Origin of the sequence: Trebonia sp., assembly GCF_030042015.1 — a bacterium.
Taxonomy (GTDB): Bacteria; Actinomycetota; Actinomycetes; order Streptosporangiales; family Streptosporangiaceae; genus Trebonia.
This window is the reverse complement of the sequence record NZ_JASIAL010000411.1, coordinates 1-11,785: the sequence shown is the minus strand read 5'-3', so window position 1 is coordinate 11,785 and position 11,785 is coordinate 1. Positions and strand designations below refer to the sequence as shown.

The 11,785-nt window shown below is 72.7% G+C and carries 9 protein-coding genes and 2 pseudogenes; 3 read left to right on the top strand and 8 right to left on the bottom strand.

All coding sequences use genetic code 11. The annotated features are described in order from the left end of the window. Window positions 1–809: PP2C family protein-serine/threonine phosphatase (locus Q1N79_RS22195; protein WP_300612001.1), on the top strand; the 809-nt coding region annotated here is incomplete at its 5' end. 33 nt (window positions 810–842) lie between these two features. Here the strand turns inward: Q1N79_RS22195 and Q1N79_RS22190 are convergent. The 4 genes and pseudogenes from Q1N79_RS22190 to Q1N79_RS22175 all read right to left on the bottom strand — a co-directional run bounded on the left by Q1N79_RS22190 (window position 843) and on the right by Q1N79_RS22175 (window position 4,418). Beyond that, entirely contained in the window at window positions 843–1,649 is an 807-nt protein-coding gene (locus Q1N79_RS22190; protein WP_300611999.1) for a SigB/SigF/SigG family RNA polymerase sigma factor, read from the bottom strand. Window positions 1,650–1,749: 100 nt separating this feature from the next. Beyond that, a pseudogene (locus Q1N79_RS22185) lies at window positions 1,750–2,883 on the bottom strand (glycosyltransferase); the annotation flags it as partial. Window positions 2,884–3,076: 193 nt separating this feature from the next. Next, on the bottom strand, window positions 3,077–3,427 hold the full coding sequence (locus tag Q1N79_RS22180) for an STAS domain-containing protein (RefSeq protein WP_300611997.1): 351 nt from the start codon (window positions 3,425–3,427) through the stop codon (window positions 3,077–3,079). A 37-nt stretch (window positions 3,428–3,464) separates the two neighbouring features. Beyond that, window positions 3,465–4,418 (bottom strand): sensor histidine kinase, encoded by a 954-nt coding sequence (locus tag Q1N79_RS22175; RefSeq protein ID WP_300611995.1) that lies wholly within the window; start codon window positions 4,416–4,418, stop codon window positions 3,465–3,467. Between the two features lie 375 nt (window positions 4,419–4,793). Here Q1N79_RS22175 and Q1N79_RS22170 point away from each other — a divergent pair, with 375 nt between their 5' ends. After that, entirely contained in the window at window positions 4,794–6,386 is a 1,593-nt protein-coding gene (locus Q1N79_RS22170) for a SpoIIE family protein phosphatase (RefSeq protein WP_300611994.1), read from the top strand. Here Q1N79_RS22170 and glgA read toward each other — a convergent pair. From glgA to Q1N79_RS22150, 4 genes are all read right to left on the bottom strand, one after another. After that, window positions 6,308–7,552, bottom strand: coding sequence for a glycogen synthase (gene glgA / locus Q1N79_RS22165; RefSeq protein ID WP_300611992.1), 1,245 nt, complete (start codon window positions 7,550–7,552; stop codon window positions 6,308–6,310). The two genes, Q1N79_RS22170 and glgA, sit on opposite strands and share 79 nt — an antisense overlap. Continuing rightward, complete coding sequence (gene glgC, locus Q1N79_RS22160; RefSeq protein ID WP_300611990.1) at window positions 7,549–8,787, bottom strand: glucose-1-phosphate adenylyltransferase; 1,239 nt, start codon at window positions 8,785–8,787, stop codon at window positions 7,549–7,551. Before glgC ends, glgA begins: the two co-directional genes overlap by 4 nt. A 95-nt stretch (window positions 8,788–8,882) precedes the next feature. Next, the gene (locus tag Q1N79_RS22155; RefSeq protein ID WP_300611988.1) at window positions 8,883–9,608 is read right to left on the bottom strand and encodes a hypothetical protein; all 726 of its coding nucleotides are present in this window, start codon (window positions 9,606–9,608) and stop codon (window positions 8,883–8,885) included. Further along, the gene (locus tag Q1N79_RS22150) at window positions 9,605–10,462 is read right to left on the bottom strand and encodes an ABC transporter ATP-binding protein (RefSeq protein ID WP_300611986.1); all 858 of its coding nucleotides are present in this window, start codon (window positions 10,460–10,462) and stop codon (window positions 9,605–9,607) included. The genes Q1N79_RS22155 and Q1N79_RS22150 overlap by 4 nt, the downstream gene beginning before the upstream one ends. Window positions 10,463–10,713: 251 nt before the next feature. Here Q1N79_RS22150 and Q1N79_RS22145 point away from each other — a divergent pair. Beyond that, window positions 10,714–11,785, top strand: a pseudogene (locus tag Q1N79_RS22145) (peptidase S41); the annotation flags it as partial.

Here is an 11,785-nt window from a genome sequence, read left to right as displayed (position 1 = left end):
GGATCGCCGACCTTGGCCTGGCCGAGGAACTGGGCCAGCACCTCGCGATCGCCATCCGGGTGGACCGGGTGTTCCGCCAGCGCTCGGAGGTGGCCGAGGCGCTGCAGGCCAGCCTGCTGCCGGCCAGGCTGCCCGCCGTGCCGGGCCTTGACTTCGCCGCGGCCTACGTCGGCGCCACGCAGTGGCACGAGATCAGCGGCGACTTCTACGACGTGTTCGCTGCGGGGGACGAGTGGGTGGTCGCGATAGGCGACGTCTGCGGCAAGGGCCAGGACGCCGCGGCGGTGACCGCGGCGGCCCGGCACGCGATCCGGGCCCTGGTCCACGCGCACCCCGCGCCGGCGGACGTGCTCACCGCGGCGAACGAGGTGCTGCTCGCGGGGGACTACGACGACAGGTTCGTCACCGTCAAGCTCGCCTTCCTGCGCCGTCGCGAGCACGTGCTGCAGGTGCGGCTCGCCAGCTCGGGCCATCCCGGCCCCGCGGTCGTGCGGGCCGACGGGCGGGTGGAGATCCTTGACGGCGACGGCCTTCCGCTCGGCCTGTTCGGCGACGCCAAGCCGAGCTGCGCTGACCTTGAGATCGGCGAGGGCGACCTGCTGTTCTTCTACACCGACGGGGTGACCGAGGCAAGGAACGCGGACTCGGAGATCTTCGAAGACCGGCTCGCCGACGCGCTCGCCGCGACGGCAGGGCGCTCCGCGGCGGAGACCGTGCGCGCCGTCCAGGAGCTCGTCACCACGTTCTCGCAGGGCGAGCTCAGGGACGACGTCACGATCCTCGCGGTCAAGGCCGGCGCGGCGCCCTAGGGCCCTAGGCGGCCCGCCGGGCGACGTCCGCCGTTAAACGCTCACGGCCGCGTCGAGCAGCCGGTCCCTCAGGTGGCCGAGCGCCCGCGTGAGCAGCCGGGACACGTGCATCTGCGAGATGCCCAGGCGGGTGCCGATCTCGGCCTGCGTGAGGTTCCCGTAAAAGCGCATGACAAGGATGCGCTGCTCGCGCTCGGGGAGTTCGTCCCAGTGCGTGGCGAGCGCCGCCATGTCGATCGCGCGATCGACCTCGGCGTCCTCGTCGCCGAGCACGTCGCCGAGCTCCGCGCTTTCGTCGCGGTCCGACAGCGGCGCGTCGAGCGAGTAGGTGGTGAAAACCATGTCCGCCTGCCGGGCTTCGAGCAGCTCTTCGTCGCTGATGCCGAGCCGCTCGGCAAGCTCGCCGTCGCCGGGCTGGCGGCCAAGCTGGTGGGTGAGCTCTTCTGTGGCCTTGCGCAGCTCGAGCAGCGCTTCCTGGGCGGACCGCCGGACATGGATCTGCCAGCGCTTGTCACGGAAATGCCGCTTGATCTCACCGCTGACGCAGGGGGCAGCGTAGGCGGACAGGCTGTTGCCGATCGCCGGATCGTAGTTGTTGATCGCCTTGAGCAGGCCCACGTAGCCAACCTGCATCAGGTCTTCGGTCGGCTCGGGACTGTTCCTGTACTGCCTGACGCAGGACCGGACCAGCTTCTCGTGGCGCTCCACCAGGATCTCGCACGCGGCCGCGCGCTCCTCGCTGCCGCGTGGCAGCACGCGGAGGCGGCCGAGGAGTTCGTCGTCGGACAGCTGCCGCAGCCGCGTCCGCAGGCCCGTGGCACCGGTCGTTACGTTCGTCATCGCGATCTCCGGGGGGTGAGGGGTGATGGGCCACCGCCGGTAAGGCGGCGATCGCCGCGCCGGCGTCGAGCGCGCGGTCGTAGACGGCCAGGGTCTCGTGCGCGATCCGGTCCAGGGAGTAGCGGGACCTGGCGCGGTCGGCCGCCGCCATGCTGAACGCCTGGAGCAGCATCGGGTGCGCGAGCAACTGCCTGATCCGCTGCGCGAGCAGCGCCTGGCGGCCGGGCGGGACAAGGATGCCGGTCGTCCCGTCGACGACGGCGTCCACGTGGCCGCCGACGGCCGAGGCGATGACCGGGGTGCCGCAGGCCATCGCCGCCACGGACACGACCCCCGTCGGCTCGTAGTCGCAGACGCTGACGAGCAGGTCGGCGGAGCGCAGCAGCGGCGGCAGCGCGCCCCGGCTCAGCTGGCCGGTGAACAGCACCCGGCCGCGGAGGCCGAGGGAGCCGGCGAGCCCGGCGAGCCTGCGGTAGGCCGGGTCCGCGGCGAGCCGCTCGCGCGGCGGTCCGCCCGTGACCACCAGCTCGGCGCGCGGCACCCTGGACAGCGCCCGCAGCAGCGTCCCCAGCGAGCCTTCCTCGTCAAGGTCGGTCACGGTCACCAGGCGAGGGCGGGCCGTCCGCCCGGCGACGGGGCCTTCCGGGGTGAACTCGTCGGTGTCCACGCCGCACGGGATGACCTTGATCGACCGGCGCGGCACCCCGAGCCGGGTCAGGTCCGACTGCTCGGCCGAGCTCCCGGCGACCACGGCGCTGACGCCGCGCCCGATCGCGGGTTCAAGCCGGATGCGTTCCGCGCCGACGTCATGCGGCATGACCCGGTGCCGCCGCTCGGCGACGCCGAGCGAGCCGAACGACTGCACCACGGGGATGCGCAGGTCTCGCGCGGCGGCAAGGGCCGCGAGGCCGCTCGTCCAGCGCAGCGCGTGCACCACGTCGGGCCGCTCGCGGCTCCATCGCGCACGCAGCCGGTCGGTGAACTCCGGCACCCGCGCGAGCAGCTCAGACTCATCCATGGCAGCGGCCGGGCCGATGTGCTCGACCCGCACGCCGGGGCGCGGCCCCGCGCCCGCCGGGGGCGGGGTGCCGTGGCGCTGGGTGAACACGGTCACCCCGTGGCCCGTGGCGGCCAGGCTCTGGCTCAGCTCACGCAGCCGGATGTCCTCGTCAGCCTGCGCGACGCCGTCGCCGGGGAACGGCGTCGCGTGCTGCGCTACCAGGGCGATCTTCATCGAAGGCCTCCTCACCGCGGATAGCCGTCACGGCGAGCCCTCGGGAGGCCTGGGAACGTCACTCGATAGTGGCCGCGCGAGCACGCACGCCGTGATTGGCGTGGATCGTGCCTGCGTCGTAGGCACCACTGACAAAAAGTGTATCCAGCGCTGAGACGGGCTAAACGCCGCGCACGGAACTTGCGGGGCGGCGTCAGCCCGCGGTGGCCGCGCTCACGGTCGGGTAAACGGGAACGAGCTGGTCGGCGGCGGTCAGCCGGAGCATCTTCGCCACCGGCTCGCGCGGGGACGCGAGCGCCAGCACGCCGCCCTGTCGGCCCATCGCCCGGTTCGCCCGCAAGATCACGTGCAACGCTGAGGAATCCATGAAGCGCAGCCCGCTGAGATCGATGATCAGCGTGCGGGGCTGCCTGGCCACTTCGGCCTCAAGCACCTCGCGAAGCGCGTCGCAGTTGGTCACGTCAGCTTCTCCGGCGAGCTCCACCAGCGTGTATTGCCCGCGGTCCGACTCGACCGTCGCGACAGACGTCGTGAGCAGGTCCACACCCGTGTTTTACCACAGCAATGCCGTGCCGGCGGGCTTAGCCGCCCGGCGATGCGGGATCGATGGCCATGTGCATGCGCACGGTCGTCCCGCTGCTGTCCGAGCGCAGTTCCACGAGGTCGCAGACCTGATGGACGAGCCAGAGGCCGTGTCCGCCCGGTGTGTCGGGAGCGGGCCTGCGCCGCCCGGCCAGCGGGTCGGTGATCGTGCCCTCGTCGTGCACTTCGCAGACGATCTCGGCCTGGTCGTGCCAGATCGTCAGCGTGCCGTGGGAATTCGTGTGCCGCAGCGTGTTGGCGGCCACCTCGCTCACCGCGAGCACGAGGTCGCTGGCACGGGCGTCCGTGAGGCCCGCCTCTTTCGCGTGCTGCAGCACCAGGGCGCGGATCCGCGACAAGTCCGTGCGGTACGTGTACGTCATGACGTCGCGGGGCGGGGCGAGCAGCGGCAGGCTGCAGCTCGGCGGGATCTGAAACGGCACGGCATACGCGGAACTCGCTCCCTGGCGGCCGCCTGACAGCAACAGCGGATGGGTGCGCCTGGCGTCGGACACGACCGCCTGGTCGAGGTTCATCGTGTCATAAGGGCACAGGATGTCGGCGTCGGCGTCCGCGAACGCGAGATTGACGAGCGCCTCGTGCCTGGTCGCTTCCCGCAGTTCGGCCGCGCTGCGCGCGGGCCAGGCCGGCTCGCCCACGTAGCGCACGTGCCGCCCGGCGTGGCGGCGGGTGAACGCGGCCACGCGCGGGATGATCCAGGCGGGGTTGCGCCCCATCTCGGTCATGTCCGCGAACTCGGCGCGCCGCCCGTCCGCGCCGAGCGCGTCCCGCAGCAGGGTGAGCCTGGCGGGCGGAACCGCGGCGAAGACAGGCTCCCCCTCGGCCAGCCCGTCGCGCAGGAAACCGGCCACGGTGGCCGCGTACTGCTCGTCGGTCCGGTAGAAAAAGCCGACGTGCCTGAAGACGCCGACCCCCGCCGGTGCCTCAGCCACACCACACCCCGCTGGCACGGTGAACGAAGGCTCGCACTCCTGCCATGGTGCAGCGCACTACCCTAGGCCGGCGCCGGTGAAACCCGCCTGCCCGGCTGCGGCGGTCTCTTGCAACGATTTCGAGACCCGGCCCGCGGACCGGGCCCGTGCAGGCCCGGCGGCGTGCCGCCGGCCGGGCTGCCAGACGCGCCCCCGGTGAATTCTCATTTGCATTTGCAATTGCGGAACATGCCCGGGATGAAGACGCATATTCCCTGGCCCGCGAAATGCAGACCTCCTTTATGCCCATCGCGCTGAGAACCGTCAGGTTTCGCGCTCAGGTGGTACCGTGCATTCAGCGCGGCGACGGGAGGCGGTCGGTGGCGACGGGGAGGCGTGACGTTGGCAACCAGCCATGACCGGCTGCCGATCCGGGCCGTCGGCGCGGCGCCGCACGGCGTGGACCCGGCGGTGTCACGGCTGCTCGACCAGGTAGCGGAATCCGTCCTCGTCGCCTGCCCGGTCAGGGATTCCGGCGGCGCGCTGACAGACTTCGACATCGTCCACCTCAGCCCTGGCTATATCTGCCCGGCGGGCCGTTCTCCCGCGCAGCTCGCCGGTCTTACCCTGCTCCAGGCCTATCCGGACAGCGCGTCGGGCGACGGCTTGTTCGCGCGGGCCGCGCGGATCCTGGCCGACGGCCGCGCGCAGCGGGTGACCGGGCCGGTCGGCGTGCCGCGGACGGGCCCGCTGACCGGCAAGGCCGACGCCGCCAAGGTCGCGGACCTGCGCGTCGCGCTGCACGCCGGGTGCGTCGTCTTCACCTGGCGGGGCAGGCCGCCCGGCGAGGACAGCCGTCTGGCCGAACTGCTCGGCCATGTGCAGCACCTGGGCCAGCTCGGCGGCTGGGACGAGGACTTCACGACCGGGACTGTCCGCTGGACCGAGGCGGCGTTCGCCGTCTTCGGCCTGCACCCAGCCCAACATCCGGTGTCCCTGTCCGAACTGCACGACTACGTGCTCGCCGCCGACCGCCCGCTGCTGCGCCGGTTCCGCCAGTCGCTGCTGCGGCAGCGGGAGCCGGCCGCGGCGCTGTTCCGCATCGTCCGCCCCGAGGACGGGGCGGTCAGGCAGATCCGGGTCTTCGCCGAGCCGGTTCTCGCGCACGGCGACGTGGTGGCGCTGCGCGGCGCCTTCCAGGACGTCTCCGCGCTGTACCAGACCCAGGTCGCGCTCGCCGCGACCCGTGACCAGCTCGCCGACAGCGAGCAGCGAGCCGCGGAAGAGCACGAGCTGGCGATCCGGCTGCAGCGCGCGATCATGCCGTCGGGAACGAGCACCGGCGAGACGGCCGGTGTCGACATCGCGGTGCGGTACCGCCCGGCCCAGGTCGGCTATCTCGTCGCGGGTGACTGGTACGACGTGCTCGAGCTGCCCGGCGGCGACCTGCTGCTCGTCGTCGGGGACATCGCCGGGCACGGCATCGAGGCGGTGACCGGCATGGTCGCGGCCCGCAACGCCTTGCGCGGGCTTGCCGCCACCGGGGCGGAACCCCGCGAGCTGCTCGGCCAGCTGAACTTCGCGGCCTGCCTGTTCACCGAGGGTGTCACAGGAACCGTGATCTGCGGACGGTTCGACCCGCGGACCCGCCAATTGCGCTGGGCGCGGGCCGGGCACCTGCCGCCGGTCCTGGTGCGCGGCGGCGTGGCCGCCGTGCAGCCGCTGCCCGAGGGCATGCTGGTCGGCATGGAGCCGGGCGCCGGGTACGAGCAGGTCGCGCTCCAGCTGCGCGCCGGGGACATCCTGCTGCTCTACACCGACGGGCTCATCGAGCGGCGGGCCGCCTCGATCAGCGACGCCCTCGCGGAGTTCGCGGCCGCCGCCGTCCCCTCCGGCCCGGACCTGGACAGCTACGCCGCCAGGATCTTGGCAAGCGCCGAGTCCGACACCGGCGACGACGCCTGCCTGCTCGCGGTCCGCATCAGGTAAGGGAAGGCCAGCCCGCGCGGACCTAACCGCACCAGGTCGCCATACAGCTCGACGGTCTGCGCGGCGACGGTCTCCCAGCTGAACGAGGCGACCGCGCGCCGGCGCCCGGCCTCTCCCATCACGGCCGCGCGCCCCGGGTCGCGCAGCAGGACGTTGAGCGCGTCCGCCAGCGACGCCGGGTCGTTGGGCGGGACGAGCAGCCCGGTCACGCTGCCCTGGACCACCTCGGGGATGCCGCCCACCCGCGACGCCACCACCGCGGTCCCGCAGGCCATCGCCTCCAGGTTCACGATGCCGAGCGGCTCGTACACCGACGGGCAGGCGAACACCGTCGCATGCGTAAGCAGCTGGATGATCTCGCGCTTGGGCAGCATGTCGGGGATCCAGAACACGCCGGTCCGCGACGCCTGCAGCCCGGAAACCATGGCCGTCACCTCGCCCATCAGCTCCCGGGTGTCCGGCGCGCCGGCGAGCAGCACGAGCTGCGCGCTCGGCTCGAGCATGGCGGCGGCGCGCAGCAGCACGGGCACGCCCTTCTGCCGGGTGATCCGGCCCACGAAGACGACGTACGGCCGCTCGGCGTCGATGCCGAGCCGGGCCAGCACGTCGATCGACGGGTCCGGCGCGTACTCGCAGGTGTCTATGCCGTTGTAGATGACCCGGACGCGTTCGGGGGAAATTTCGGGGTAAGCGGACAGGATGTCGGCGCGCATGCCTTCCGATACCGCCACCACCGCGGTGGCTGAGGTGGCAGCCACCCGCTCGGCCCAGCAGGACAGCGCGTAACCGCCGCCAAGCTGCTCGGCCTTCCACGGCCGGAGCGGCTCAAGCGAGTGCATGGTGGCGACGTGCGGCACCCCGTACAGGAGCGATCCCAGGTGGCCGGCCAGGTTCGCGTACCAGGTGTGCGAGTGCAGGACGTCGGCCCCGGCCACCGAGTCAGCCATGGACATGTCGGTGGAGAAGACCCGCAGCACCTGGTCCTTCAGCTCCGCCCACGGGTGGTGCGCGACCGCGCCCGCCCGGTCCGGGCCGCCCTGGCAGTGCACGGTGAGGTCCACCAGCCCGGACAGCGCCCGGGCCAGGTACTCGACGTGCACCCCCGCCCCGCCGTACACGTCCGGCGGGTACTCGCGGGTGAGCAGCGCCACCTTCAGCCGGCTCACTGGGGCACCTCCTGGCCCTTGCCGACCACGGTGATGCCGCCGGGCGAGACGACGAAGCCGCGAGCCCTGTCGTATTCCTTGTCGACCCCGACCTGGGCGCCCTCGGGGACGAGCACGTTCTTGTCGAGGATGGCGTCCCGCACCACCGCGTGCCTGCCGACGGTCGTGTTGTGCATGATCACCGACCGCTCGACGAGCGACCAGCTGTTGATCCGGGCGCCGGGCGACAGCACGGACTCCCTGACCAGGCCGCCGGAGACGATCACGCCGTTGCTGACCAGGCTGTCGATGGCCCGGCCGACCCGGTCGCCGTTGTCGTGCACGAACTTCGCCGGGGGCAGCGCGGGCGTGTGGGTCAGGATCGGCCACCGGCTGTTGTAGAGGTTGAACATGGGCTCGACGGTCCGCAGGTCCATGTGCGCGTCGAAGTAGGCGTCGATCGTCCCGACGTCGCGCCAGTACCCGTGGTCGCGGTCGGTCTGGCCGGGCACCTGGTTGGTCAGGAAGTCATACGCCTGCGCGCCGCCGTCGCCGACCAGCAGCGGGACCAGGCTGCCCCCGATGTCATGCCGGCTCTCGTCGTCTTCGGCGTCCCGCCGCAGCCCGTCGGTCAGCACCTTGGTGTCGAACACGTAGATGCCCATCGACGCGAACGACTCATCGGGGCTGTCCGGCAGCGGCGGCGGCTCGGCCGGCTTTTCCAGGAAGTTCTGGATGGAACGCCCGTCAGAGCCCACGCCCACGATGCCGAACGCCTTGGCGTCCTGCCGCGCCACCGGCAGCGCCGCCACGGTCGCGCCCGCCCCGTACTCGATGTGGTGCGCGATCATCTGGCGCAGGTCCATCCGGTACACGTGGTCGGCGCCGACGACCACCACCAGGTCCGGGTCCTCGTCGTTGATCAGGTTCATCGACTGGAAGATCGCGTCCGCCGAGCCGGTGTACCAGTGCGGGCCGAGCCGCTGCTGCGCGGGCACCGGCGTCACGTAGTTGCCGAGCATCGTGCTCGTGCGCCATGTCGTCGTGATGTGCCGGTCCAGGCTGTGGCTCTTGTACTGGGTGAGCACGCAGATCTTGAGGATGCCGCTGTTGGCCATGTTGGAAAGCGCGAAGTCGACGAGACGGTACACGCCGCCGAACGGCACGGCCGGCTTGGCCCGGTCGGCGGTCAGCGGGGCCAGCCGGGTACCTGCGCCGCCGGCCAGCACGATCCCCAGCACTCTCGGGTCCGCCATCTGTTCCCTCCCCGTAGTGATCTGGTGCCATGCTCTACCGAGGGAGGCCAGGAGGGGAAGACCGGCACGCCGTTCGCGGGGCTGGCGAGAGCACCTCAGGCCGCGCCCGGCGAGCGGCTCTCCCGCCTGGCGGCGGCGTACGTCGACGCCGTCCAGGTGACGGCGAGCAGGCACGCGGCGGCGGCCAGCGGAACGCCGCCCGGCCAGTGCGCGGCCCGCGGCTGCGACTGCGCGGCGCTGCTCTCGCGCAGCGCCGCGCCCGCGGGGGAGACGCCCGAGGCCAGCGCGAAAACCGCCACCGCCAGCGTGGCGAGCATGGCCGCGCCGGGGTGGCGCAGCAGCGGCGGGTTGCACAGCGCCCCGACAGCCGACCCGACAAGCAGGCACACGGCGGCCGTGGCCAGCCCCGCCGCGAGGATCGCCGGATGGCCGGCCAGCGCCGTGATCTTGACGCCGACCCCCGCCGGGGGAGGGTTGACGTTGCTGGCGGTCTCGGAGCTGAGGACCTCGACGCAGGCGCCGCCGATCGCGAGCACGACTCCGGCGCCAAGCGCGGTCAGCAGCGCCGCCAGCTGCGCCCGCACGGGCCCGGCGGCGGCGGCGGCGCAGGCGCGGGCGGCGTCGGGCTCGGCCGTCAGCATCGACCTGGTGACGAAGGCGACGACGGGCACCAGCATCGCCGCGCCCCAGTCCAGTCCCTCGGCGAGCGGCGTCGACCCCGCGGCTCCGACGGCGATCAGCGCGCCGTAGGCGATGAGCGGGAAGATCCACCGGTGCGACCGCAGCAGGATCGCCGCCTGGTAGCGCAGCAGCGCGATCACCGGCCGGCCGCCTTCTCCTGGCGCACGCCAGCCACATGCACCCCGTCCCAGGACAGCACCCGCCGCAGCACCTCGTCGCAGGCCCGCGCGGCCACCCGCACGGTCGCATGGCCCGCGTCCACACTGCACGACAGCACGCCTGGCATGTCCGCGATCGGGGCGCCGCCGGCGGGCTCCACCCCCGCGAGCACCACGACCAGCACGCTGTCATCACCCGCGACCCCGCCGTCGGCCGCGCCGCCGGGCGCTGCGCTCACCCGTCCCGTGCCGTCGAGCTGCCACCGCTCGCTGATCCGCCCGGCGAGCCTTGCCTGCTCGTGGTCGGCGAACATCACCGTTCCGCCATCGGCCACCCGCTCGAGCGCGGCGGCGTCAAGCGCACCGCGCGCCGCCTGGTCCAGGCCCGTCCACGCCTCGTCGAGCACAAGCAGCCCAGGGCTGGACAGCAGCGCCTGCGCGATCGCCACCTTCTGGCACATGCCTTTCGACAGCGCGCGCAGCGGCTGGGTCGCGTAGCCCGCCGCCCCCAGCCGCTCGAGCCACTCGTCGGCTCGCCGCGCGCCCGACGTGCCGCGCAGTCCGTGCACCCGGGCCATGTGCAGCAGGTACTCGCGCGCGGGGAACGGCAGCGTGCCGGGAAAGCGCTCGGGCACGTACCCGGTGTGCGGCCGTCCGGTCACCCGCCCGGTTGACGGCAGCGACACTCCCGCGGCGACGCGCAGCAGCGTCGACTTGCCGCTCCCGTTCCTGCCTTCGAGCCGGATCAGCCGGCCCGGCGCCGCGTCGAGGCTCACGTCGCGTACCACCCATGGCTGGCGCAGCCCGTACCGCTTGCCTACCGACTCCAGCCGCATGCCTCAGTTTTACCGCGAAGTGCTGTCGCGCCATAGCGTGATGGCGGCAACGGCCAGCGCGGCCGCGTCCCGGGCGTCCCGGGCGTCCCGGGCGTCCCGCGAGTGCGACTTTGGACACTTTGTGCATGGACAAATCGCCTATAACGGGCGCGAAAATGGTCATGGAGTGTGCGAAGTCGCCTGCCAGTGGCCCCTGTGACCAGGAGCTGCGGCGGTGCGACACCAGGACCGCGGGGTCCATAGCATGAACCGTGACTTATCTGCGGTACCCCCACGTGCACGGCGACCTGCTCGCGTTCGCTGCCGAGGACGACATCTACCTCGCCCCGGTCACCGGCGGTCGCGCGTGGCGGCTGTCCGACGACCGGGCGCCGGCCGGCCACCCGAGGTTCTCCAGGGACGGCACGCGGCTCGCGTGGACCAGCCGCCGCGACGGGGCGCCCGAGGTGTACACCGCGAGCACCGAGCCAGGCGGGCAGCCGGCCAGGCGGACGTACTGGGGTGACTCGCGCACCAGGACCGTCGGCTGGACCTCCGACGGCGAGGTGCTGGCGGTCAGCGCGGCCGGGCAGCACGCGCAGAAGTACCCGCGCGCGTTCGCGATCGGCGCCGCGCCGCGCGAGCTGCCGTTCGGCCAGGTCGACGACCTCGCGATCGAGGCCGAAGCCACGGTCTTGCTCACCGGCGCCGGCGCCAGGGAACCCGCGTACTGGAAGCGCTACCGCGGCGGCCGGACCGGCAAGCTCTGGGTCAGGGCGGCTGGCGCGGCCGGGGCCGCGGGAACGCCCGGGGCGCCCGGGGCGCACGGGTTCACCAGGATCCTTCCGGAGCACCCCGGCCAGCTCGCGAGCCCGATGGTGATCGCCGGCAGGCTGTTCTTCCTGTCTGATCATGAGGGTACCGGCAACATCTACTCGGCGGCGCTGGACGGGACGGACCTGCGCAGGCATACCGGGCACGAGGGGTGTTACGCCCGCAACCCGGCTACCGACGGCACCAGGATCGTCTATCACGTGGCGGGGGACATCTGGATCCTGGACTCGGCCGATGCCGGGCCGCGCAGGCTCGACCTGGTGCTGGCCTCGCCGGCCGCTGCCCGCGCTCCCCGGCTGGTGACCGCCGCCGATCATCTGGGCGGCCTGGACTGTGACAGGACCGGCCAGGCCAGCGTGGTCGAGGTGCGGGGCACCGTGCACTGGCTCACGCACTGCGACGGCCCGGCCCGGGCGCTGACCGTGGAACTGCGCGCCCGGCTGCCCCGCGTGCTCGGCGACGGCAAGGTCGTGTGGGTCACCGACGCCGGCGGCGCCGACGCCATCGAGA

Bases quoted from the DNA above. Each gene is read 5' to 3' on its own strand.
- glgC (WP_300611990.1), bottom strand. From the start codon at position 8,787: ATGGCGGACCCGAGAGTGCTGGGGATCGTGCTGGCCGGCGGCGCAGGT.
- Q1N79_RS22150 (WP_300611986.1), bottom strand. From the start codon at position 10,462: ATGCGGCTGGAGTCGGTAGGCAAGCGGTACGGGCTGCGCCAGCCATGG.
- Q1N79_RS22190 (WP_300611999.1), bottom strand. From the start codon at position 1,649: ATGACGAACGTAACGACCGGTGCCACGGGCCTGCGGACGCGGCTGCGG.